Annotated in this window: 18 protein-coding genes; 8 read left to right on the top strand and 10 right to left on the bottom strand. The window is 72.9% G+C overall.

Going from position 1 to position 22,437, the window contains the following annotated elements:
• Nucleotides 1-72 precede the first annotated feature (72 nt).
• Both glgA and ACQEUR_RS23815 read right to left on the bottom strand, forming a co-directional pair.
• On the bottom strand, nucleotides 73-1,293 hold the full coding sequence (gene glgA, locus ACQEUR_RS23820) for a glycogen synthase (RefSeq protein WP_433035106.1): 1,221 nt from the start codon (nucleotides 1,291-1,293) through the stop codon (nucleotides 73-75).
• A 91-nt stretch (nucleotides 1,294-1,384) separates the two neighbouring features.
• Nucleotides 1,385-1,987 (bottom strand): LysE/ArgO family amino acid transporter, encoded by a 603-nt coding sequence (locus tag ACQEUR_RS23815; RefSeq protein ID WP_433035133.1) that lies wholly within the window; start codon nucleotides 1,985-1,987, stop codon nucleotides 1,385-1,387.
• Between the two features lie 95 nt (nucleotides 1,988-2,082).
• Here ACQEUR_RS23815 and ACQEUR_RS23810 point away from each other — a divergent pair, with 95 nt between their 5' ends.
• The 3 genes from ACQEUR_RS23810 (at nucleotide 2,083) to pgm (ending at nucleotide 6,132) form a co-directional block, all read left to right on the top strand.
• Complete coding sequence (locus ACQEUR_RS23810) at nucleotides 2,083-2,973, top strand: LysR family transcriptional regulator ArgP (protein ID WP_433035130.1); 891 nt, start codon at nucleotides 2,083-2,085, stop codon at nucleotides 2,971-2,973.
• 198 nt (nucleotides 2,974-3,171) lie between these two features.
• Entirely contained in the window at nucleotides 3,172-4,404 is a 1,233-nt protein-coding gene (gene glgC, locus ACQEUR_RS23805) for a glucose-1-phosphate adenylyltransferase (protein WP_433035103.1), read from the top strand.
• A gap of 81 nt (nucleotides 4,405-4,485) precedes the next feature.
• Nucleotides 4,486-6,132: a phosphoglucomutase (alpha-D-glucose-1,6-bisphosphate-dependent) gene (pgm, locus tag ACQEUR_RS23800; RefSeq protein ID WP_433035100.1), complete on the top strand. Its 1,647-nt coding sequence runs from the start codon at nucleotides 4,486-4,488 to the stop codon at nucleotides 6,130-6,132.
• Nucleotides 6,133-6,146: 14 nt separating this feature from the next.
• Here the strand turns inward: pgm and ACQEUR_RS23795 are convergent, their stop codons facing one another.
• The 4 genes from ACQEUR_RS23795 to ACQEUR_RS23780 all read right to left on the bottom strand — a co-directional run bounded on the left by ACQEUR_RS23795 (nucleotide 6,147) and on the right by ACQEUR_RS23780 (nucleotide 9,840).
• Complete coding sequence (locus ACQEUR_RS23795; RefSeq protein ID WP_433035098.1) at nucleotides 6,147-6,581, bottom strand: hypothetical protein; 435 nt, start codon at nucleotides 6,579-6,581, stop codon at nucleotides 6,147-6,149.
• Between the two features lie 111 nt (nucleotides 6,582-6,692).
• Nucleotides 6,693-8,039, bottom strand: coding sequence for a type VII secretion-associated serine protease mycosin (gene mycP, locus ACQEUR_RS23790; RefSeq protein WP_433035095.1), 1,347 nt, complete (start codon nucleotides 8,037-8,039; stop codon nucleotides 6,693-6,695).
• The gene (locus ACQEUR_RS23785; RefSeq protein WP_433035092.1) at nucleotides 8,036-9,427 is read right to left on the bottom strand and encodes a hypothetical protein; all 1,392 of its coding nucleotides are present in this window, start codon (nucleotides 9,425-9,427) and stop codon (nucleotides 8,036-8,038) included. The genes mycP and ACQEUR_RS23785 overlap by 4 nt, the downstream gene beginning before the upstream one ends.
• Nucleotides 9,424-9,840 carry a hypothetical protein gene (locus ACQEUR_RS23780; protein WP_433035089.1) on the bottom strand — a complete coding sequence of 139 codons (417 nt, stop codon included), beginning with the start codon at nucleotides 9,838-9,840 and terminating at the stop codon, nucleotides 9,424-9,426. The genes ACQEUR_RS23785 and ACQEUR_RS23780 overlap by 4 nt, the downstream gene beginning before the upstream one ends.
• Nucleotides 9,841-10,118: 278 nt before the next feature.
• Between ACQEUR_RS23780 and ACQEUR_RS23775 the strand changes: the two genes are divergently transcribed.
• The gene (locus ACQEUR_RS23775) at nucleotides 10,119-12,173 is read left to right on the top strand and encodes a glycerophosphodiester phosphodiesterase family protein (protein WP_433035086.1); all 2,055 of its coding nucleotides are present in this window, start codon (nucleotides 10,119-10,121) and stop codon (nucleotides 12,171-12,173) included.
• Between the two features lie 53 nt (nucleotides 12,174-12,226).
• On the opposite strand, the gene ACQEUR_RS23770 is transcribed toward ACQEUR_RS23775, so the two are convergent.
• The 3 genes from ACQEUR_RS23770 to ACQEUR_RS23760 form a co-directional block, all read right to left on the bottom strand.
• Entirely contained in the window at nucleotides 12,227-13,351 is a 1,125-nt protein-coding gene (locus ACQEUR_RS23770; protein ID WP_433035083.1) for a DegT/DnrJ/EryC1/StrS family aminotransferase, read from the bottom strand.
• A gap of 15 nt (nucleotides 13,352-13,366) precedes the next feature.
• Nucleotides 13,367-14,470, bottom strand: coding sequence for a Gfo/Idh/MocA family protein (locus ACQEUR_RS23765; protein ID WP_433035081.1), 1,104 nt, complete (start codon nucleotides 14,468-14,470; stop codon nucleotides 13,367-13,369).
• A 443-nt stretch (nucleotides 14,471-14,913) separates the two neighbouring features.
• Nucleotides 14,914-16,809, bottom strand: a complete 1,896-nt coding sequence (locus ACQEUR_RS23760; protein ID WP_433035078.1) for a polysaccharide biosynthesis protein — start codon at nucleotides 16,807-16,809, stop codon at nucleotides 14,914-14,916.
• A gap of 192 nt (nucleotides 16,810-17,001) precedes the next feature.
• Between ACQEUR_RS23760 and ACQEUR_RS23755 the strand changes: the two genes are divergently transcribed.
• The 4 genes from ACQEUR_RS23755 to ACQEUR_RS23740 all read left to right on the top strand — a co-directional run bounded on the left by ACQEUR_RS23755 (nucleotide 17,002) and on the right by ACQEUR_RS23740 (nucleotide 21,386).
• On the top strand, nucleotides 17,002-17,946 hold the full coding sequence (locus tag ACQEUR_RS23755; protein ID WP_433035075.1) for an NAD-dependent epimerase/dehydratase family protein: 945 nt from the start codon (nucleotides 17,002-17,004) through the stop codon (nucleotides 17,944-17,946).
• 12 nt (nucleotides 17,947-17,958) lie between these two features.
• Nucleotides 17,959-19,410, top strand: coding sequence for a lipopolysaccharide biosynthesis protein (locus ACQEUR_RS23750; protein ID WP_433035072.1), 1,452 nt, complete (start codon nucleotides 17,959-17,961; stop codon nucleotides 19,408-19,410).
• Nucleotides 19,411-19,413: 3 nt separating this feature from the next.
• On the top strand, nucleotides 19,414-20,100 hold the full coding sequence (locus ACQEUR_RS23745) for a hypothetical protein (RefSeq protein ID WP_433035069.1): 687 nt from the start codon (nucleotides 19,414-19,416) through the stop codon (nucleotides 20,098-20,100).
• Nucleotides 20,101-20,180: 80 nt separating this feature from the next.
• A complete protein-coding gene (locus ACQEUR_RS23740) occupies nucleotides 20,181-21,386 on the top strand; it encodes a glycosyltransferase (protein WP_433035066.1) in 1,206 nt (401 codons plus the stop codon).
• On the opposite strand, the gene ACQEUR_RS23735 is transcribed toward ACQEUR_RS23740, so the two are convergent.
• On the bottom strand, nucleotides 21,376-22,347 hold the full coding sequence (locus tag ACQEUR_RS23735; protein ID WP_433035063.1) for a glycosyltransferase: 972 nt from the start codon (nucleotides 22,345-22,347) through the stop codon (nucleotides 21,376-21,378). The genes ACQEUR_RS23740 and ACQEUR_RS23735 overlap by 11 nt on opposite strands.
• Nucleotides 22,348-22,437 lie beyond the last annotated feature (90 nt).

Raw genomic sequence — 22,437 nt, 5'->3', positions numbered from 1 at the left:
CGAGTGCCCCCGGGTGCAAGGAAGGGCCCCCCATTATCGTTTTCTGTTGTAGAAGGGGCCCTTCCTAACACCTCAGGCGGAGCGCAGCACCGAGCGGTAGACCGCCATCGTGCGTTCGGCGATGGAGTCCCAGGAGAAGTGCTCCACCGCCCGCTGCCGGCCGGCCCGGCCGAACTCGACCGCCCGCCGCGGGTCGGCCAGCACCTCGGTGATCGCCGCCGCCAGGTCCCCGACGAAGCGCTCCGGACGCAGCGGCGTACCGGTGCCGTCGGTCGCCTGCTCGATCGGCACCAGCAGCCCCGTCGAGCCGTCCGCCACCACCTCGGGGATGCCGCCGGTGGCGGTGGCCACCACCGCCGTCTCGCAGGCCATCGCCTCCAGGTTGACGATCCCCATCGGCTCGTAGACGGAGGGGCAGACGAAGACCGTGCTGTGGGTGAGGACCTGGATCACCTCGTGCTTGGGCAGCATCTCGGCGACCCAGACCACACCCTCCCGGCTGGCCCGCAGCTCCGCCACCAGCCCCTCGACCTCGGCGGCGATCTCCGGGGTGTCCGGGGCGCCGGCGAGCAGGACGAGCTGCGCCTCCGGCGGCAGCCGGTGGGCGGCCCGGAGCAGGTAGGGCAGGCCCTTCTGCCGGGTGATCCGGCCCACGTAGGTGACGCTGGGCCGGCCCGGGTCCACGCCGAGCCGGGCCAGCACGTCGGTGCCCGGGTCCGGGGCGTACTGGTGGGTGTCGATGCCGTTGTGCACCACCCGGACCCGTTCCGGGGAGACCGACGGGTAGGCGGCGAGCACGTCGCGCATCATCCCGGCGGAGACCGCGATCACCGCGTCGGCCGCCTCCAGCGCGGTCCGCTCGCACCAGGACGAGAGCGCGTAGCCGCCGCCGAGCTGCTCGGCCTTCCAGGGCCGCAGCGGCTCCAGGCTGTGCACGGTCACCACGTGCGGCACGCCGTGCAGCAGCTTGGCGACGTGTCCGGCGAGGTTCGCGTACCAGGTGTGGCTGTGCACCACGTCGCTGCCGGCGCAACCGGCGGCCATTTCCAGGTCGACGCCCATCGTCCGCAGCGCGGCGTTCGCGTCCGCCAGGCCGGCCGGTTCCCGGTACGCGGTGACGCCCGGCTCGTCCCGCGCGGCACCGAAGCAGTGCACCCGGGTGTCGGCCCGGGAGCGCAGTTCCCGGGCCAGGTACTCGACGTGCACCCCGGCGCCGCCGTACACCTCCGGCGGGTATTCCCGGGTCAGCAGGTCCACCCGGAGCGGCCGGTCGGCAGGCGTGGAATCGGTCACAGCGGCACCCTAATCCAGCCGGTGGAGATCCGCGCGGCTCCACCGCCGGCGGTGCCGTCCGGCCCCGGCGGCCGGTCCGCGGGGCGGGATCTCAGGCGACCAGGCCGATCCCCATGGTGACCATGGTGACGGCGATGAGCGCGTCGAGGATGCGCCAGGCCACCGGCCGGGCGAAGATCCGGCCGAGCAGCCGGGCGCCGTAGCCGAGCGCGGCGAACCAGGTGAGGCTGGAGAGCACGGCGCCGGTGCCGAACCACCAGCGGCCGGTGCTGTCGTGGGTGTTGGCGATGGAGCCGATGAGCAGCACCGTGTCCAGGTAGACGTGCGGGTTGAGCCAGGTCATCGCGAGCACGGTGAGCACCGCGGTACGCCGGGAGGAGCGGCCGCCGCCGGTCGTGGTGGTCAGCGACTCGGGGCGCAGGGCGCGCCGGGCGGCGAGCAGCCCGTAGCCGACCAGGAAGACCGCGCCCGCCCAGCGGATCACCGTGAGCGCGCCCGGGGCGTGTTCGACGATCGCGCCGACCCCGGTGATCCCGGCCAGGATCAGGGCGGCGTCGGAGAGGGCGCAGATCGCCACGATCGGGAGTACGTGCTCGGCCCGGATGCCCTGGCGGAGGACGTACGCGTTCTGCGCGCCGATCGCCACGATCAGCGACATGCCGATGCCGAAGCCGGCGACCAGCACCGGAAGGATGCCCGAGGAGAGAGTCACCAGCCGACGGTAGAGATTCGGGGCACCACACTCCAGCTAATGTTTCTTATGATTCATTAGAGTTGCTTACCGTGGACGTGCAGTTCGAGCAACTCCGTACCTTCGTCGCGGTGGTCGACCACGGCTCGTTCGAGGCCGCCGCCCGCCAGCTCCACGTCACCCCGTCCGCGGTCAGCCAGCGGATGAAGGCGCTGGAGGCCAGCGTCGGCCGGGTCCTGGTCGAGCGCGGCAAGCCTGCCCGGCCCACCTCGTCGGGTCAGGTGGTCCTGCGGCTGGCCCGGCAGGTGGCCCTGCTGGAGACCGACGCGTTACAGGAGCTCGGCGACGCCCCCGGCGCCGCACCGGAGGCCTTCACCCGGATCCCGATCGTGGTCAACGGGGACTCCCTCAACACCTGGGTGCTGCCGGCGCTCGCCGCCGCGACCCGGCACGGCATCAGCGTCGACGTCTACCGGGAGGACCAGGACCACTCCGCCGAACTCCTCCGCCAGGGCACGGTGATGGCGGCGGTCACCTCGCAGGCCAGACCCGTGCAGGGCTGCGCGGTCCGGCCGCTCGGCCGGATGCGCTACCGGCCGATGGCCAGCCCGGAGTTCGTCCGGGACTGGCTGCCCGGCGGCCCCACCGTGGCGAACCTGGCCCGGGCCCCGGTGGTCGTCTTCGACCGCAAGGACGACCTGCAGGACCGCTACCTGCGCCAGCGCTCCCGGCGACCGCTGGATCCGCCCCGGAACTACCTGCCGTCCTCCGGCGACTTCGCCGAGGCGATCCGGCTCGGACTCGGCTGGGGCATGCTGCCGTACCAGCAGAGCGGCCGCTACGAGGCGGCCGGGACGGTCGTCCCGATCGATCCGGAGACGGTGGTCGACGTGCCGCTCTACTGGCAGCAGTGGCGCCTCGACTCCCGCCTGCTGGGGGTGTTGGCCGCCGCCGTGGCCGCGGCGGCGGCCGACGCACTGGACCGTTGACCGTACGCGGCAGCCGTCCGACGAGCCGCTCCGGCCGTCGCGGGCGCCATCGTCCATGACACCTCCTCGGTACCGGGACGGGGCCGCCCGGGAAGGTGCTGTACCGCGAGAGACGGGCGAAAGAGGCCGATCCGATCTTGGCGGGACGAAGGCGACGAGCGCCGTGCGGACCGACCGGGGCTCCGTTACCGTCGTGGCATGTCTGCCAAGGTCCTCGCGATCGTGCTTGCCGGTGGAGAGGGCAAGCGACTGATGCCCCTCACCGCGGACCGGGCCAAGCCCGCCGTCCCGTTCGGCGGCATGTATCGCATGATCGACTTTGTGCTGTCCAACCTGGCCAATGGCGGCTTCCTCAAGATCGTCGTGCTGACCCAGTACAAGTCGCACTCGCTGGACCGGCACGTCACGAAGACCTGGCGGATGTCGAACCTGCTGGGCAACTACGTCACCCCGGTGCCGGCGCAGCAGCGACGCGGGCCGTGGTGGTTCGCCGGCTCGGCGGACGCCATCTACCAGAGCTTCAACCTGATCAACGACGAGCAGCCCGACCACGTCATCGTGTTCGGCGCCGACCACATCTACCGGATGGATCCCCGGCAGATGCTGGAGCAGCACATCTCCTCGGGCGCGGGAGTGACCGTCGCCGGCATCCGGCAGCCGCTCTCCTCGGCCGACCAGTTCGGCGTCATCGAGGTGGGCGGGGACGGCCGGCGGATCCGCGCCTTCCGGGAGAAGCCCACCGACGCCCAGGGGCTGCCGGACGCGCCGGACGAGATCTACGCGTCGATGGGCAACTACATCTTCAGCACCAAGGTGCTCTGCGAGGCGGTGGAACGCGACGCCGCCGACAAGACCAGCAAGCACGACATGGGCGGCAGCATCATCCCGATGCTGGTCGAGCGGGGCGAGGCGAACGTCTACGACTTCCGGGACAACGAGGTGCCGGGCAGCACCGACCGGGACCGGGGCTACTGGCGGGACGTCGGGACGCTCGACTCGTTCTACGACGCGCACCTGGACCTCATCGCCATCCACCCCGTTTTCAACCTCTACAACTACGAGTGGCCGATCTACACCGACCACCCGCCGTGGCCGCCGGCCAAGTTCGTCCACGGCGGGGAGGAGCGGGTCGGCCGGGCGGTGAACTCGATGATCTCGCCCGGCGTGGTGGTCTCCGGCGCGCTGGTGGAGAACTCGGTGGTCTCGCCGAATGTCCGGGTGAACTCCTACGCCCAGGTGGAAGGCTCGGTACTGATGGAGGGGGTGGACATCGGGCGGCACGCCGTCGTCCGCAACGCCATCCTCGACAAGAACGTGGTGGTGCCCGAGGGCGCGCAGATCGGCGTCGACCTGGAGCGGGATCGCGCCCGGTACACCGTGTCGGACCGCGGCGTCGTTGTCATCGGCAAGAATCAACGCGTCGAACTCTGAGGGACGGGTATCACCCGGTCGGCCCGGCGCGCTGCCGGGCCGGCGTCGTGCCGTACGCCCGTGGTAGAAGGAGGCCCACCCATGTCGGTCCACGCCCGTGCCGGCCAGCCCGCCGAGCCCGAGGACCTGGTCGACGTACCGCGGCTGGTCACCGCGTACTTCGCCGAGCACCCCGACCCCGGCGAGGCGGCCCAACAGGTGTCGTTCGGCACCTCCGGCCATCGCGGTTCGAGCCTGCGGGCCGCCTTCAACGAGGACCACATCCTCGCCATCACCCAGGCGACCTGCGACTACCGCCGGGCCCACGGGATCGACGGCCCGCTGTTCCTGGCCCGGGACACCCACGCGCTCTCCGCGCCGGCCGCGGTGAACGCGGTGGAGGTGCTGGCCGCGAACGACGTGACTGTGCTCCTCGACAGCCGCGACGGCTACACCCCGACCCCGGCGCTCTCGCGCGCCATCCTCACCCACAACCGCGGGCGTACCGGCGGACTCGCCGACGGCATCGTGATCACCCCCTCGCACAACCCGCCCACCGACGGCGGCTTCAAGTACAACCCGACCAACGGCGGTCCGGCGGACACCGACGTGACCCGGTGGATCCAGGACCGGGCCAACGAACTGCTCGCCGACGGCCTGCGCGAGGTGCGCCGGATCCCGTACGCGCGGGCCCGGGACGCCGCCTCCACCGGCCGGTACGACTTCCTGGCGGCGTACGTCGACGACCTGCCCGCGGCGCTGGACCTGGCCGCCGTGAAGGCGGCCGGGGTGCGGATCGGCGCCGACCCGCTCGGCGGCGCGAGCGTGGCCTACTGGGGTGAGATCGCCTCCCGGCACGGGCTGGAGCTGGCCGTGGTCAATCCGCTGGTGGATCCGACCTGGCGCTTCATGACGCTGGACTGGGACGGCAAGATCCGGATGGACTGCTCGTCCCCGCACGCGATGGCCTCGCTCATCCGCCGGCGGGCGGATTACCAGGTCGCCACCGGCAACGACGCGGACGCCGACCGGCACGGGATCGTCACCCCCGACGCCGGCCTGATGAACCCCAACCACTACCTGGCGGTGGCGATCTCGTACCTGTTCCGCAACCGCGCCGACTGGTCCGCCGACGCCGCGGTCGGCAAGACGCTGGTCTCGTCCTCGATGATCGACCGGGTGGCGGAGGACCTGGGCCGGCCGCTGCTGGAGGTGCCGGTCGGGTTCAAGTGGTTCGTACCGGGGCTGCTGGACGGATCGGTCGGGTTCGGTGGCGAGGAGAGTGCCGGTGCCTCGTTCCTCGCCCGGGACGGCCGTACCTGGACCACCGAGAAGGACGGGATCCTGCTCAGCCTGCTGGCGGCCGAGATCATCGCGGTGACCGGGCGTTCGCCGAGCGAGCACTACGCCGACCTGGTGGACCGGTTCGGCGAGCCGGCGTACGCCCGGATCGACGCGCCGGCCAGCCGGGACGAGAAGGCGGTGCTCGGCCGGCTCTCGCCGGAGCAGGTGAGCGCGACCGAACTGGCCGGTGAGCGGATCACCGCGACCCTGACCACCGCGCCGGGCAACGGCGCCGCGATCGGCGGCCTGAAGGTGAGCACGGAGTCCGGCTGGTTCGCCGCGCGGCCCTCCGGCACCGAGGACGTCTACAAGATCTACGCCGAGTCGTTCCGTGGGCCGGAGCATCTCGGCCAGTTGCAGGAGGAGGCGCGGGCCCTGGTCACCGAGGTGCTCAAGGCCGGCTGACCGACGGCGTGCGCTCAGGGGCCGGCGTCGCCCGCGTCGAGCCGCTTGCGCAGCAGCGTGGCCAGCGGGATCGAGTGCCCGTCCGGCCCGCCCTCGCCGATGATCAGCTTCGGTGGCTGCGGGCGCGGGACCGCCCCGGCCAACCGGGCCCGCAGGCTGGTCGGCACGGTGAGCACGTAGAACGCGCCGTCCGGGTCGACCGCGTACATCCTGGCCGCGTCGAGGTACCAGCCGCTGAGCCGGGTGCGGTACCGGCTGCGCCCGTTGACGGCGAGCGCGCTGAGCCGGCTCTGCCGCAGGCCGCGTTCCCGGGCCTCGTGCGCGAACCGTGCGACGAGGTCACGAGCCTGTTCGGCCTCCACCGCCCGGCGGCGCTCGTCGGCCGCGGCGTGCGCGGCCACCGCCCGCCGTCGCTGTTCCGCCCAACCGCCCGGTCCGTCGTCCGCCATGTCCGGCACGGTACGCACCCGCGCCGGCCGCCCGGTGCCGCGGTGCGGGTGCCGCCGGTGGTGGTGGCGGCGCACCGGCGTCGCGCCGCTCCGACGTCCCGGGGCGCCGCCTCAACCGCCCCGGCCGCTCGGCGGGTACGGCGGCGCGGGCGGGCCGTGCCCCGAGGACGGGTGACCCTGCGGGGGACCCGCCGTCGGGGGCGGGTAGGACGGCGCGGGATAGCCCGGCGCGGGATAGCCCGGGTGCGTCGGCGGGGGCGGGGCGGAATACCCGGGCGGGTACCCCGGGACGGGTGGTGGGGCGCCGCCGCCGTGCGCCCGGTCGCGTCGGGCCCGCGCCAGGAGCCAGCCGGCCGCACCCACGCCGGCCAGAAGCGCCAGCAGCAGGAACCCGCCCACCACGTAGAGCGCGGCGCTGGGCCGCAGGCCGACCTCGTCGTCGCCGGGAGGTGCCGCCGCCGGCTCCGAGGCCGGATCCGCCGACGGGGTCGCCCCGGCGCCCGGCGCGGGGGTGCCGGCCGGCCGGACGTCGGCCGTGAGCGCCGCGACCAGGTCGAGCCCGCCGAAGCCGTACTGCGGATCGCGGCCGGGAGCGCCCCTGTCGTCCGCCGTGGCGGTGAGCCGGTGCACCACCTCGGTCGCGGGAAGCTTCGGGAACTTCGACCGGACCAGCGCCGCCGCGCCCGCGACGATCGCCGTGGCGTCGCTGGTCCCGGTCGCGACCTGGTACGCCCCGGTGCGGCTGGTGGAGGTGATGTCAGCACCGGGAGCGGTGAGCACCGTCGCCGCGCCGGTCACCGACACCGAATCCAGTTGGCCGTCCCGCCCGGTCGCGCCGACCGCGAGCACTCCCGGATAGGCGGCAGGAAACCCGACGAATCCGGCGTCGGGCCGGTTACCGACGCTCGCCACCAGGACCACGTCGGCCGCGAGCGCATGCTGGACGGCCTCCCGCAGGCGGGCGAAGCTCCCGGTGCTCAGCGACATCGACACGACTTTCGCGCCCCGCCGGACCGCCTGGTCGATGGCGTCCGGGACATTGTCCGGGCTGCCGATCTCCGACCGCGCATCGCGAATGGGCAGGATCTTGGCCTGGGGCGCGATACCGAGCGCACCGTCGGCGTTGCCTGGGCCGTGCCCGTGACCGGCGATCAGACCGGCCATCGAGGTCCCGTGCCCGTGCGTGTCCTGTCGCCCGTCAGTGCCCGCCCCCGTCAGGTCCAGGCCGGGCAGGACGTTGCCGGTCAGGTCACGGTGGTCGGCCCGCACCCCGGTGTCGATCACCGCGACGGTCACCCCGGCGCCCCGAGTGATCCGGTGTGCCTCGACGACCTTCAGCGCGTCGAGATGCCACTGCCGGTCCCGGATCGCGTCCGCGAGCGCCGGTGGCGCGCCGAGCCCGGCCGCGAGCACTCCGATGCCCACCGCGGCGCCCCAACGCCAGAGGCGCCCCCTCACCGGTCCTTCCCGATGACGCCGCCGCCGGGCTCGTGCCGGCTCGTCCCCCGGCTGGGCTCGATGGCGGGCGCGACCCCCTCCTCGACCTCCCAGGGATTGTCCGGGTCCCACCGGCGCTGGTCGGCGTCGTCCTCGCCCGACCGGCCCCGTGGGGCGCGAGCGCCGGGGACACCGCCCCCGGCGGCGCCCGGCGGTCCGATCACCCCGCCAACCGGGTTCACCCGGGAGGCGGCCCTGCCCGCGGCGCCGCCGCCCACGCCCGGCATCGGCGCTCCGGGACCGGTGGCCGGCCGGCCACCGATGACACCACCGGGCGGTATGCCGCCGGGCCCACCGGGGGGCTGACCACCCGGGAACCTGGCGGGTGCACCGGCCGGACCGGTGGGGACGCCGCTGGGGGTGATGGGCGGCGGGCCCATGATCCCCAGCGGGCCGTTCCCGATACCGGGACCGGTGCCGGGCGGGGGCGGTCCCCCGCCGGGTGGCCCCGGCGGCACCGGCGGCCCGGGAGGTGGCGGCACCGGCGGATTCACCGTGGTCAGCACGGGACCGCGGTCCTCCGCGCCGGCCGGCGGCTCGTCGCCCTCGGGGGTGAGCACCATGGTGGGACCGCCGGGAGGTGGCGAGCCCTCGATGTAACCCGGCCTGTCGGACCGCGCGTCGGCGTCGTCCCGCCGGTGCGGCGGCGGGTCGATCACCGGCGGACGGATGGCCCGGTCGGAATCGTCGTCGATCTGCCTGACCGGACCTTCCTCGCGAGTGGCCGGAGGCCGGTACTCCGGTGGCGTCTCCACCCGGTTGTTGCCGTCCCGGGCCGCGCCGCCCAACTCGGTCATCGCGGCCCGGGCCTGCCGGGACAGTTCCGCCTGCCGGCCGTCCTCCACGGGCGGCGAGGTGAACAGGTCCAGCGCGCCCTTGCCGAGCGCACCGCCGAGCCGATTGCCGAGGCTACCGGCGTAGTGCTGACCCACGCCCGCGCCGACCGCGCCGGCGGTGTCGAGCTGCGACTGGTATTCCGCCAGCTTTCCCTCGTTCTTGACGTACTCCTCGTAGATCGGCTTCAGCTTCCTGTGCGCCTGCTCGATCGCGTCCGCCACGTAACCGATGTGGGTCGCGTTCGTCTGGGCGGCCTTCGAGGTCTGCTCCGCCGCCGTGACCAGCCGGTCCAGCTCGGTGAGGTACGCGGCCGAGGCGGCGTTGCTCTCCGGCGGCCACAGGGCGGCGAGCTGGTCCCGGCAGCTCCGCAGCGCCCGGACGTGCTGGTCGAGCATTCCGTGTGCGCGCCACCACGCGGAGATCTGCTCGCGGCTCGACGGAAGGTCCCGCCGGGCCGCGTCCACCATCTGCCACAGCTGGGTGACGTCGAAGGCGTCGTACTCGCCGCTCATCGGCCACCGCCCGGGCTGGTCGGGGCCGCCGGCGTCGCCCCGGCGCCGGTGACCTCCGGCGGCAGCAGGACCTCCCGTACGTCGCCGACGGTGGCCTGGGCGAACGCGTCCGAACCGCGGTAGCTCTGGGCGATCTTCTCGGCTGCCCGGGCCATGGCCTGGGTGCCCTTGTCCAGGTTGAACAGGGCTTCCACCGTCGCCTGGATGCACGTCGAGTAGGTGTCCTGCAACCGGATCCACTCCGCGCCGGCGATCCGGCCGCCGATGGTGGCCCCGGGCGTCATGGCCTCGTGCACCTGCGGCACCTGCGAGCGGTAGCCGTGCTCCAGCTCGTCGCGCATGACCGCCGCCGCGCTGGCCAGTCCGTCGATCTCGACGTTGATCTGGCTGATCAGACCCTCGATCGGCAACATCGCAACCCCCTCCCCGCAGGGTGGTCGTGTCAGACGTGGGCGCGGCTCATTGTAGTTGAGGCTACACAATCCGTAACACCCGATTCGTAGCCGTAGATGTACGGTCTGTTTGGACACTCGGGTTCACCCGGATGTTGCCGTACGCACGCCGGACGGCTGCCCGTCTTCATGATGCTGTTGCCCGATCACCGGACCAGGTCCGGTGCGACTTCCGACGAAGCACCGGAACCCGGCCGACCCGGGAATCCGAGGCACCATTTCCAGGACAGGTGGTACCCATGTCCCGATCGCGCCACATCCTCGGCGCGCTGCTGGTGACGACGACCGTACTGGCCGGGATGCCGGGCGGCGTCCAGGCCGCCGGGCAGCACGCCGCCAAACCCCGTGACGGCTTCGACCTCCAGGCGCACCGCGGCGGACTCGGCCTGCGGGTGGAGAACACGCTCGCCTCGTTCGGCAACGCGCTCCAACTCGGCGTGAGCACCCTCGAACTCGACGTCCAGATCACCGAGGACCGCCAGGCCGTGGTGACCCACGACCGCCGGGTCACCGGCACCAAGTGCGTGGACACCGCGCCCGCCACGCCGGACGACCCCGAGTACCCGTACGTCGGGAAGTACGTCAACACGCTGACCCTGGCGCAGGTGCGTACCCTCGACTGCGGAAGCACGACGCTGGCCGACAAACCCGGCCAGCTCGCCGTGCCCGGGGCCCGCATGCCGCTGCTGCGCGAGGTCTTCGCGCTGGTCAAGCGTTACCGCGCGGACGGCGTCACGCTCAACGTGGAGACGAAGGTCGAGGCCGGCGCGCCGGCCGAGACCGCGCCCCGCGAGCAGTTCGTCCAGGTCACCGCTGCCGAGGTCCGGGCCGCCGGCCTGCTGCGGCAGGTCACCATCCAGAGCTTCGACTGGGGCGCGCTGATGCGGATGCGCCAGGTCGAGCCGCGGCTGCCGCTGGTCGCGCTGACCAACTACGACTTCCTGCAGACCGGTCAGCCGGGCGCCTCGCCCTGGCTCGGCGGACTCGACATCGACGACTTCGGCGGCGACCCGATCAGGGCGATCAGGTCCTTCGGCGCGACCACGTTCTCGCCGGTGCACGGCTCCCCGCAGAACGGCACGGTGACCGACCCCGGCTACCGGCCGTACGTGACGAGGCAGATGGTCGAGCACGCGCACCGCAACGGCATCAGGGTGGTGCCGTGGACGGTCGACGACGTACCGACGATGGCGAAGCTGCTGGACGACGGGGTGGACGGCCTCATCACCGACTACCCGGACCGGCTGCGTGGCCTGCTCGCCCAGCGGCGGATCCCGCTGCCCCGGGCGTACGCGGCACCGTTCGACATCCAGGCGCACCGGGGCGGCCGGGCGACCCGGCCGGAGAACACGCTGCCCGCGTTCGACAACGCGCTGGCCAACCGGGCGATCTCGACGCTGGAACTGGACACCGGGGTGACCGCCGACGGGCACCTGGTGGTGCTGCACGACCGGGCGATCAACGGCAGCCACTGCGAGGACACCGCACCGGCGACGCCGGGTGACAAGGAGTTCCCGTACGTCGGCAAGCTGGTGCACGACCTGACGCTGCGGCAGATCAGGACCATCGACTGCGGTTCGAAGACCCTGCCGGAGCTGCCGGAGCAGGTGGCCGTGCCGGGTGCCCGGATCCCCACCCTGGACGAGGTACTCGACCTGGTGCGGCGCAGCGGGCGGCGGGACGTACGGCTGAACATCGAGACCAAGCTCAGCCCGCTGGTGGCGGACACCGAGCCGTACCGGAGCTTCACCGCGAAGCTCGTGCACGCGATCGAGAAGGCCGGCTTCGTCGACCGGGTGACGATCCAGTCCTTCGACTGGCGCACCATCACCTACGCCCGTGAGCTGAACCGGCGGGTCGAGACGGTGGCCCTGGTCTGGCAGTACGGCCCGGCCGAGTGCGCCACCCTGGCCGACGAGTGCTCGCTGCGGGCGGTCTACGGGGACTCCTCGGTGCGCAGCCCCTGGACCGCCGGCCTGGACTGGTGGCGCTACCGGGACCTGGGCAAGCTGGTCCGGGCGGCCGGCGCGGGCACGGTCTCCGCCAACTGGCAGGTGCACGACCCGGAGCAGGGGACCGTGGCGTCCACCGACTGGTACCTGCGGCAGAACCCGGCGTACTTCCACGGGCCGACGGTGGCGGATCTGCAGCGCCGGTACGGGCTGAAGGTGGTTCCGTACACGGTGGACGATCCGGCGACCATGCAGCGGGTCATCGACCTCGGCGTGGACGGGATCATCTCCGACTACCCGGAACGGCTGGTCCAGGTGGCCATCCGCAACGGCCTGCGCTGACCCGTTAGGAAGGGCCCCTTCCTATACAAAAAGCGATAAGAAGGGGCCCTTCCTTACACCCGGTCGAAGTAGTGGTGGACCCGGGACACCACCGTCTCCAGTTGTTCGTCGCTGAGTTCGGGGTAGATCGGCAGGGAGAGGCACTCCCGGGCCCAGGCCTCGGCCACCGGCAGGTCGCCGGGCCGGTGACCGAGCGGGGCGTACGCCGGCTGCAGGTGCAGCGGGATCGGATAGTGCACCCCGGCGGAGATGCCGGCGGCGCGCAGGTGTGCCAGCAGCGCGTCGCGGTGCCGGGTGCGGAGCACGAACAGGTGGTAGACACCGCGCCGGTTCGCCGGCTCGACCGGCAGGACCAGGTCGCCGACGCCGTCGAGCCGGCTGCGGTAGGCGGCGGCCAGCTCCCGGCGCCGCCGGTTGCCCTCCGCCAGGGTGCGCAGCTTCACCGACAGTACGGCGGCCTGCAGGGTGTCGAGCCGGGCCGCGTAGCCGACCGTCAGGTGTTCGTACTTGGTGGTGCGTCCGTGGTCGGCCAGTCGCCGGATCCGCTCCGCGAGGGCCTCGTCGGAGGTGACGACGGCTCCGGCGTCGCCGAACGCGCCGAGGTTCTTGCCGGGATAGAACGAGAAGCAGCCGAGCCGGCCGTACGTGCCGGCGCGCACCACCGAACCGTCCTCGCGGACGTACTCGGCGCCGTGCGCCTGGGCCGCGTCCTCGACCAGCGGCACGCCGGCGGCGGCGGCCAGGGTGCCGATCGCGGTCAGCTCGACCGGTAGGCCGTAGAGGTGCACCGGCAGCACCGCGCGTACCCGGTCGAGGACCGCCTTGAGGGCGTCCGGATCCATCCCGCCGGTCCGGTCGTCCACGTCGACGAAGCGGGGACGGGCACCGAGCCAGCTCACCGGCTCCGCCGTGGCGACGAAGGTGTGCGCGGGGACCGCGACCTCGTCACCGGGACCGATGCCGAGGGCGGCCAGGCTCAGGTGGATCGCGGCGGTGCCGGAGGCGACCCCGACCGCGTGGCCGGCGCCGCAGAAGTCGGCGAAGGAGCGCTCGAACTCGCCGACCTCCCGACCGAGGATGAACCGCGCATCGTCGAGGACCGACCGCAGCGCGGCGTCGATCCCGGCCCGGTGCCGGGCGTACGAGGCGGGCAGGTCGACCAGGGGAATCGTGGACATCTCCGGGCTCCTTCGTCAGCGCGCGGCGGTGGTCAGGTCGGAATGCGGGCCGGCCCCCGCACGGCTTGTCCCCGACGGTGCCGGGCCGGTCTCCGGCGCCGGGACGCGCGGTACGTTCACGGTGGCGCCGCCGGCCCGCAGCGAGGCGTCGGCCGCCTCCAGCACCGCGACCACCCGGACCCCGTTCCAGCCGTCGGTACGGGGCCGGGCGCCGGTGCGTACGCAGTCGAGGAAGTGGCCCAGCTCCACCGAGAGCGGTTCCGCCGTCGACAGGACCGGCACGTGCGCGGCACCGTCGCGCAGCCGGTAGCGCCGGACCCCCTGCCCGTCCGGTTCCACCGGCTCGGCGCCCTTGTCGAAGAGCGTCAGCGGGGCCTCCCGGTTCATGTCGTCGTACACGAGCATCCGGCGGGTGCCGACCACCGTGGTACGCCGGGTCTTCGCCGGGTCCAGCCAGCTCACGTGCATGTGCGCGACCACGTCGCCGGGATAGCCGACGGTGACGAACATGACGTCCTCGACGCCGTCGTGCAGGTACCGGCCGCCGTGCGCGGCGACCCACCTCGGCTGGCCGCCCAGCAGGTAGTTGGCGATGGAGACGTCGTGTGGGCCGATGGACCAGAAGGTGTGCAGGTCGCTCTGGATCCGGCCCAGGTTGAGACGCTGGGAGTGCAGGTGCAGCACCTCACCGAGTTCGCCGGATCGGATGTACTCGCGCATCCGGACCACCGCCGGCACGTACTCGAAGGTGTGGCCCACCATCAGCACCAGCCCGTGCCGCTCCGCCGTCTCGGCCAGCTCGACGGCGTCGACCACCGACATCGCCAGCGGCTTCTCGACGAAGACGTGCCGGCCGGCAGCCAGGGCCCGGCGGACCAGCGGCGCGTGGCTCGGCGCGGGCGTGGCGATCAGGACCGCGCCGACCCCGTCGTCGTCGAGCACCGCGTCGAGGTCAGCGGAGACCCGTACCCCCGGATAGAGTTCCGCCGCGGTACGGCGCCGTTCCGGGCTGGCGTCGACCAGGTGGCGCCACCGGGGCGTGGCCAGCCGGTCGAGATTGCGGGCAAGGTTGGTACCCCAGTAACCAAAACCGATCAGGGCCAGGCCGTCGGTCGCCATATCGCCTCCGGTTGTGCGGACGCCGGCGGGTGGCGTGCGATGTCGTGGTGTCCAGAGCCCGGGCGGACGCCCGGTCCACGGTGTACGGCCGGGAATTGGTCACTCCCGGCGATTCGCCACCCGCGGTGAATCCGAATTCGCGTTTGTCGGTGTCCGTGCCGCCGGGGACCCCGTTCTTCTCCGCCGCCGATCCGATCCGTCACCTGTCGGTGGCCGCTGACGCCCCGGACCGGTTCGGCGACAATTCCCGGGAAATCGTGCTCGCCGTTCCCGCGACCCGCCAGCCCGCTGTCCGCTTCCCGACCCCGACGCCACCCTTTCCCGAGCCCGCATTCACTTTTCCGCCGACGTCCGGCGCCTTTCGTGAAATGGATCCGGGTGACCGGCGGCCGATTCCGGAGTGGTTCTCGGCTTCGCCGCGGTTGCCGCCGCCCCGGGGCGGTTCAGCTCCGCACCGACGGCGGTCGGCCGTTGCGGGTGTTCGGCACCAGCGATGCCGGCCGGGGCTCCCGGTCCGGTTGGCCGCAGAGCCAGGCCAGCCGCTCGATCACCTTTTCCGGCTCGTCGAACGGGTCGAGTGCGGTCACCTCGGCCGGGTTCAGGGCGGGCACCGGGACGTGCGAGATCAGCGGGTGCAGCGGCCGTACGTCGACCTCGCCGGTGCCGAAGAGGTCCTCGTGCAGCTTCTCGCCGGGACGCAGCCCGGTGTAGATGATCCGGGGGGAGCCCGGCGTCTGGGCCGCGAGCTGCCGCGCGAGGTCGTCGATGCGTACGGGGCGGCCCATGTCCAGCACCAGTGCCTCGCCGTCGGAGCCGATCGCCGCGGCCTGGAGCACCAGCTGCACGGCCTCCTGCACCGTCATCAGGTAGCGGGTGACGTCGGGGTGGGTGACGGTGACCGGCAACCCGCCCTCGAGCTGCGCCCGGAAGGCGGTGACCACCGAACCCCGGCTGCTCAGCACGTTGCCGAACCGTACGCTGAGGAAGGTGCCGGGTGCGGTGGTCGCGGCGTGCGCGGTCAGCCGTTCGGTGATCCGCTTGGAGTAGCCGAGCACGCTGATCGGGTTCGCCGCCTTGTCGGTGGAGATGTTCACGAACCGGGCCACGTCGCGCGCGGCGTTCAGCACCGACAGCGTGCCCCAGAGATTGGTCTTGATCGCCTCGCCGGGGTGCCGTTGTAGCAGGGTGAGGTGCTTGAGCGCGGCGGCGTGGAAGATGATGTCCGGGCGGCGCTCCTGGATGATCTTCGCGATGCCCTCGCCGTCCCGCAGGTCGGCGAGGATCAGCTCCGGTCCGTCCAGCAGCGCCCGGCCGGAGAGTGACAGTTGCAGGCTGTGCAGCGCCGACTCGTCCCGGTCCAGCATCATCAGCTCGCCCGGGTTCGCCCGCATGATCTGCCGGCACAGCTCCGAGCCGATCGAGCCGCCGGCGCCGGTGACCAGCACCCGCCGGCCGGCCACCGCGGAGTCCCCGGTGACCAGGTCGGCGACCACTTGGCGGCGGCCGAGCAGGTCGTTGATGTCCACGTCGCGTACGTCGGCCACGCTGATCCGGTGGTCGACCAGTTCCCGTACCGGGGGCAGCACCTTGAAGGCGGCCCCGGCGGCCAGGGTGGCGGTCCGGATCTCGCGGATCAGTTCGGCGTCGGCGTTGGCGACCGAGAAGATGACGGTGGTGGCGCCGGTCCGGGTCACCGCGTCGGCGATGTCGCCCCGGCCGCCGAGCACCCGGACCCCGTCGAACCGCAGGTGCCGCTTCTCCGGGTCGTCGTCGAGCAGCCCGACCGGCAGGTAGCGCCCCCGGGGGTCGCTCATCATGGCGCGGAGCAGGGCCTGCCCGGCCGAGCCCAACCCGAAGAGCAGGACCGGGGTCGCCGAGTGGATGGTCGGGCGCAGCGAGCGGTCCCGGTGGTGGCGGTACGCCGCCCGGGCGGTCAACATCAGCAGCAGGGTCACCGCCCCGCCCACCACCGGGGTGCTGGCGGGCACCGGCCGATCCGTCATGGACAGCACGGCACCGAGCATGACCGCCGCGACGAGGCTCACCGTGCCGGCCAGGACGCGGGCGTCCTCCAGGCTGCCCAGCGGGTGTCGCCCCTGGTAGATGCGGCCGAGCCAGGTGGCACCGCAGTGCAGGGCCGTGGCGACCAGGCTGGCGCCGACCACGTACAGCACGCGTTCCACGGTGAGTTCGAACTCGTACCGGGCCCAGGCCGCGGTGAGGAAGCCGCCTATCCATCCTGTGGCGTCGGCGGTGAGCCACAGCGCCGCGCGCCGGCGCGACTGGCTGCGCCGGCGGACGGGGTGGCTGCGGCATGGTGCCTGGGCGGTACTTGGCATGTGCGGCTCCCTGGTGCGGTGTTCTTCCCGGAAGGCGTCGAACGAGAGATGCGTCCGGTAACAACACTTATCGGATCGGGGAGAACCGTCGGGGCACTTTCGAGCTTTTTCTCGTCATCGGATCTCTTTGCGTGACTTAACGCTCTCGCGGTCGTTTCCTGATCGGGTGGACCGCGCGGGAGTGGGGGAGCGTTGAAGATCGTTGTAACCGGGGGAGCCGGCTTTATCGGTTCCAATGTGGTTCGGGCGCTCGTGGAAATGCCGGAGGTCACCGAGATCATCGCCGTCGACGATCTGTCGACGGGGACACTCGAGAACCTCGTGGATCTCCCGAGCCGGTTCCTGTCCGGGACGATCCTCGACGCCGGGCTCCTCGACGAGGCGCTCGCGGGTGCCGCCAGCGTCATCCATCTGGCCGCCGTACCCTCCGTGCCGCGGTCCATCGACGATCCGGTCCGCAGCCACCAGGCCAACGCCACCGGGACCCTGATGGTGCTCGAGGCCGCGCGGCGCCACCGGGTGTCCCAGGTGCTCCTCGCGTCCTCCTCGTCGGTCTACGGCGCCAATCCCGCGCTGCCCAAGCGGGAGGCGCTGCGTCCGATGCCGCTGAGTCCGTACGCGGTGTCGAAGCTGGCGACCGAGGCGTACGCCCTCGCCTACTCGTCCTGTTACGGCATGGCGGTGCTGCCGTTCCGGTTCTTCAACGTGTTCGGGCCGGGGCAGGCGGCCGACCACGCCTACGCCGCGGTGGTGCCGGCGTTCGTCTCGGCGGCGCTCGACGGGCGCCCGTTGCGGATCTTCGGTGACGGTCGGCAGACCCGGGACTTCACCTACGTCGGCAGCGTCAGCTCGGTGATCGTGGAGGCGGTCCGGCGCCGGGTGTCGGCGCGGGACGCGGTGAACCTCGCCTTCGGGACCCGGGTCTCCCTGCTGGATCTCGTCGCCGAACTGGAGGCCGTCCTCGGGCACCCCGTCGACGTGGTCCACGAGGCGTCCCGCTCCGGCGACGTCCGGGACTCGCAGGCGGACTGCACCCGGCTGCGGGAGCTCTTTCCGACGGTGCGCCCCCAACCGTTGCGGGTGGGTCTGGAGGCGACGGTCGGCTGGATGTCCGCCCGCGTTCCCGCCGGACGGTAGCGCCGGCCAGACATGCGTGGTCCGAGGCAGGAGACCGCCGAGCACCGTCCGCCGGCGGTGCACCGGCCGGCCGGGACGGTGCCGCCCGAGACCGCCGAGGCGGCGGGCCCCGACCGGAGCAGGCGGCTGGCCGCCGGGATCGCCACCGCGGCGCTGAGCCGGGGGACCGGTGTCCTCATTCCCCTGGTCCTCATCCCGGTCACGCTGTCGTACCTCGGTCCGGATCTCTACGGGCTCTGGATGGCGGTGACGGCGCTCACCGCGATGGCCGCCTTCGCCGACCTGGGGCTCGGGAACGGGCTGATGACCAAGCTCGCACCCTGCTACTCCACCGGGGACGCGGACCGGGCCCGGCGGTACGTCTCCAGCGCGTACCTGGTGCTGACCGTGATCTCACTGGCCACCTGCGCCCTGCTCTGGCTGCTGTCCGGCGTCGTCGCCTGGTCGTCGGTCCTCAACGCCTCCGGCACCGTGACCGCGTCGGACGCCCGGGCCGTCGCACTGGTCTGCCTGACCGCGTTCGTCCTGAACATCCCGCTCTCGCTGGTGATCCGCGTCCAGTACGCCTACCAGCAGGTCGGCCGGAGCAACATCTGGCAGGCGGTGGGCAGCCTGTCGGCGCTACCGCTGGCGCTGGGGGCGGTGCACGCCGGCCTGTCGCCGGTCGCGGTCATCGCGGCCACCGTGCTGGGACCGGTGCTGGTCAACGCCGTCAACACCGGTTGGACGTACGCCCGGCAGATGCCGGAGGTCGGGCCGCGGCCCGGGTCCGTCGACCCGGAACTCGCCCGGGAACTGCTGCGGTTGAGCGGGCTGTTCTTCGTGCTGACCATCGTGTGGTCGGTGGCGATGAACGCGGACAGCCTGATCGTCGCGCACGCGCTGGGCCTGGACGCCGTCACCGGGTACGCGGTACCCGCCCGGCTGTTCAACCTGCTCGGCTTCCTCGTCGTCCTGGTGAACCTCCCGCTCTGGCCCGCCAACGGCGACGCCCTGGCGCGGGGTCACCTGGACTGGGTCCGGCGGACCACCCGGCGGATGACCGTGATCTCCGCGGGCACGGTGCTGCTTCCGGCCGTTGTCCTGGTGTCCGCCGGCGACCGTCTGCTCGCGGCCTGGCTCCCGGTGCCGCTGGGCGGGGACCGCTGGCTGCTCGGAGGTCTCGCCGCCTGGCTGGTGGTGCTCGCGGTCACCTCGCCGATCGCCATGGTCCAGAACGCCGCCGGTGTGGTCCGGCCACAGTTGGCGGGGGTGGCGCTGTACCTCGTGCTGTCGGTGCTCGGGAAGTGGTACGCCGCCACCCGGTACGGCTTCGCCGCCGTCCCGTACGTATCGGTCGTCACCTACACGCTGACCGTGCTCCCCGGCACGCTGTACGGCTACCGGCAGGCGTTGCGGGCCGGGAGCGGCCGAGGCGGCGGCCGGACGATTCCCTCCATTCGTGTCGATCAACCAGGTGGGTGAACGATGAACAGACGGTCGGTGATGGCGCGGGCCCGAACCCTGGTGCCGGGCGTTCCCCGGTCCCGCAGGGAGCTGGAGACCTCCCTGCACGTGCTGGCGTCCCTGCGGGCGCAGGGCTGGCACCGGTCGCTGGGCGCCGGGGCGCCCGTCGACGCCGCCGGTGGGCCGCGACCCTGGTTGACCTATCCGGCGGTGGACTGGCTGGAGCGGGCGCTGACGCCGCGGGCGCGGGTCTTCGAGTACGGTGCCGGCGCCTCGACCTCGTGGTTCGCCCGCCCCGGCCGGGTCAAGGAGATCGTCTCGGTGGAGCACGACCCGGGATGGTTCGCCCGGCTCCCGCAGCCGCCGAACGGCCGGATCCTGCACGTGCCCTGCGTGGGCACCTGGTGGGAGACGGACGAGCCGGCGCCGTACGTGCGGGCGATCGCGGACGGGGCGCCCTGGGACGTCGTCGTCATCGACGGCATGGGCCGGAACACCTGCGCCCGGGCCGCCGTCGACCACCTCTCCGCGACCGGCCTGGTGGTTCTCGACGACACCGACAACCCGGCGTCCCGGCCGGCGCAGGCGGTGTTGACCGATCGGGGTCTCGGTCGACTGGACTTCTGGGGACTCAAGCCGGGGATGCCCACCCGACTCTGCACCTCGGTCTTCAGCCGGGACTTCAACGCCTGGCTCACCGGCGCCTGACCCCCCGTGCGCCCCCACCGGGGGGCGTCGAACCCGCGCGATCCGGGGGCGCGACCCCGCTGGCGAGAAGGAGACCCGCGATGCCCGCGACACCGGTGACCGGCCGCGCCTGGGTGGCGCTCGTCGGTCCGTTCCTCTTCCCCTGGGGGCAGCCCGGCTCCCGGCGGGTCTACGGCATGGCCCGCTCGCTCGCCGCCGCCGGCTACGACGTGGTGGTGGCCAGCGGCGAGGAGGGGCCGTCGACGCCGACCAGGCTGGACGAGGTCGACGGGCCGGGATCCGTCCACTACCTGGGACTGGGCGAGATACCGTCGGCGCAGGCCGGTCGGCTCGCCCGGTCGGTGCAGTGGTTCCTGCGCTGGGGGCAGCGGACGGTCCACTGGCTGGACGCCCAGCCCACCAGGCCGTCGCACGTGCTGGTCGCCGGCGGCGACGCGCCTTACATGGTGCACCTGCGGCGGTGGTGCCGTCGCAACGCGATCCCGCTGGTCGCCGACGTCGTCGACTGGTACAGCCCGCGGCAGATGCGCGGCGGTGTCCTCGGCCCACCGCACCTCAGCGCCAAGGCGGCGTTGCGCTACTACTACCCCCGGTGCGACGGCATCATCGCGGTGAGTTCCTTCCTGGAACGGCACTACCGGAACCGGGGGAGTCGGGTCCTGCGTGTTCCACCGACCCTCGACGTCCAGAACCTGCCCGTGCACCCGCGCCGGGACGGGACGGGGGCGCCCGAACTCCGCCTGGTCTACGCGGGCACGCCGGGCAGGAAGGACCTGATCGCCAACATCATCCGCGCGGTGGGTCGGGTGCACCGGGCGGGCGCCGGCATCGAGCTGCGGATCTACGGGCCCGCCCCGGAACAGGTGCGGGACCTGCTCGACGGCGAGCCGACACCACCCGGCGTACGGGTCCTCGGGCGGTTGCCGCAGCACGAGATTCCGCGCGCGCTCCAGGAGGCCGACTTCAGCGTCCTGCTCCGCGAGCCGGCCCGCTTCGTCCAGGCCGGATTCCCCACCAAGTTCTGCGAGAGCCTCGCCAACTCCACGCCCGTCATCGCGAACCTCACCAGCGACCTCGGCGGTTACCTGCACCACCGCAGCGAGGGACTCGTCTGCGACGACCACTCGGTGGACGGTCTCACCGGGACGCTGCGGGAGGCTCTGCGGCTGAGCGCCGCGGAGCGGAAAGTCATGCGCGAGCTGGCCCGCCGCAGGGCCCTGGACTCCTTTGACTTCCGGGTGTACGCCCAGCCGCTCGGCGCGTTCCTCGACGACGTCAGGTTGTAGCGCCCGGGGCCACCGCCGAGGGCCGGCCGAGCCGTGGCGCGGCGTCCCGGCTGGCCTCCCGGACCGCCCGGTAGAAGGCGGCGCGGCGGGGGGCCAGCGTCTCGGCCGCGAAGTCGGCCGCTCGGGTCAGGTTGCGCGCCGAGGCGGCCGCCGACCGGGCCGGGTCCGCCAGGAACCGCTGGATCGACCCGGCCAGGGCCGCCGCGTCGTCCGGCGGCACGAGGTCCTCGGGTGCCAGCAGCTCCGGTATCCCGCCCACCGCCGAGCCGATCGCGGGAAGCCCGCGCGCCATCGCCTCGATGAGCGCCTTCGGCAGCCCCTCCGTCCGGGACGGCATGACGAACAGGTCGGCGTCGTCGAGCTGCCGGCGTACCGCGTCGCCGGCCGGCAGCGCACCGGCCAGGAGCACCCGGTCGGCCACCCCGAGCCGCGCGGCGAGTCGTTCCAGCCGGGGACGGCAGCGGCCGTCGCCGACGTGCACCAGCCGCAGCGGCGGCCCGGTCGCCGCGAGCCGGGCCAGCGCCGCCACCAGGACGTCGACCCCCTTGTACATCTGCTCCAGGGTGCCCACCGAGACGAGCGTGCGGACCTCCCGGGGCCGCCCGGCCGGGCGGGGCAGTGGCACGTACGCCTCGGCGGGTAGGTCGATGCTGGAGTACGCCGCGGTCACCGCGCCGCCCGGATAGCGCGACTGGAGGTAGCGGTCGGTGACGTAGGCCGCCGCCACCGCACTCCGGCACTGGCGGCGCATCCTGGTGCTCTCCCGCCAGCGCAGCAGGGGACGCGCCGGGTGCTGGACGACGCCGGGGGCGAACACGTCGTACGGGTCGCCCACCACCTCGACCGCGTAGGGCTGGCCGGCCCGTTCCCGGGACACCGCCAGGAGCGAGCCGATCGGGGACGGCACCCGCAGGATGACGGCGTCACCGGGCTCCGCCGCCGCGCGTACCGCCCGGACCACGGCCGTGCGCCGGAGCAGGCCTGCCGAGGTCCGGTGCTTTGGCTTTCGGCCACACCTCGACGCCCGCGCCGTCCACCCGGTTGCCCCCGT

The organism is Plantactinospora sp. CA-290183 (assembly GCF_050936375.1).
In the GTDB taxonomy this organism is placed as follows: Bacteria; Actinomycetota; Actinomycetes; order Mycobacteriales; family Micromonosporaceae; genus Plantactinospora.
This window is presented reverse-complemented; position numbering and strand designations above follow the sequence as displayed.

What these genes read in the sequence shown, in the direction of transcription:
- glgC (WP_433035103.1), top strand. Translation starts at nt 3,172, where the DNA reads ATGTCTGCCAAGGTCCTCGCGATCGTGCTTGCCGGTGGAGAGGGCAAG.
- pgm (WP_433035100.1), top strand. Translation starts at nt 4,486, where the DNA reads ATGTCGGTCCACGCCCGTGCCGGCCAGCCCGCCGAGCCCGAGGACCTG.
- ACQEUR_RS23795 (WP_433035098.1), bottom strand. Translation starts at nt 6,581, where the DNA reads ATGGCGGACGACGGACCGGGCGGTTGGGCGGAACAGCGACGGCGGGCG.
- ACQEUR_RS23785 (WP_433035092.1), bottom strand. Translation starts at nt 9,427, where the DNA reads ATGAGCGGCGAGTACGACGCCTTCGACGTCACCCAGCTGTGGCAGATG.
- ACQEUR_RS23780 (WP_433035089.1), bottom strand. Translation starts at nt 9,840, where the DNA reads ATGTTGCCGATCGAGGGTCTGATCAGCCAGATCAACGTCGAGATCGAC.
- ACQEUR_RS23775 (WP_433035086.1), top strand. Translation starts at nt 10,119, where the DNA reads ATGTCCCGATCGCGCCACATCCTCGGCGCGCTGCTGGTGACGACGACC.
- ACQEUR_RS23770 (WP_433035083.1), bottom strand. Translation starts at nt 13,351, where the DNA reads ATGTCCACGATTCCCCTGGTCGACCTGCCCGCCTCGTACGCCCGGCAC.
- ACQEUR_RS23765 (WP_433035081.1), bottom strand. Translation starts at nt 14,470, where the DNA reads ATGGCGACCGACGGCCTGGCCCTGATCGGTTTTGGTTACTGGGGTACC.
- ACQEUR_RS23760 (WP_433035078.1), bottom strand. Translation starts at nt 16,809, where the DNA reads ATGCCAAGTACCGCCCAGGCACCATGCCGCAGCCACCCCGTCCGCCGG.
- ACQEUR_RS23750 (WP_433035072.1), top strand. Translation starts at nt 17,959, where the DNA reads ATGCGTGGTCCGAGGCAGGAGACCGCCGAGCACCGTCCGCCGGCGGTG.
- ACQEUR_RS23745 (WP_433035069.1), top strand. Translation starts at nt 19,414, where the DNA reads ATGAACAGACGGTCGGTGATGGCGCGGGCCCGAACCCTGGTGCCGGGC.
- ACQEUR_RS23740 (WP_433035066.1), top strand. Translation starts at nt 20,181, where the DNA reads ATGCCCGCGACACCGGTGACCGGCCGCGCCTGGGTGGCGCTCGTCGGT.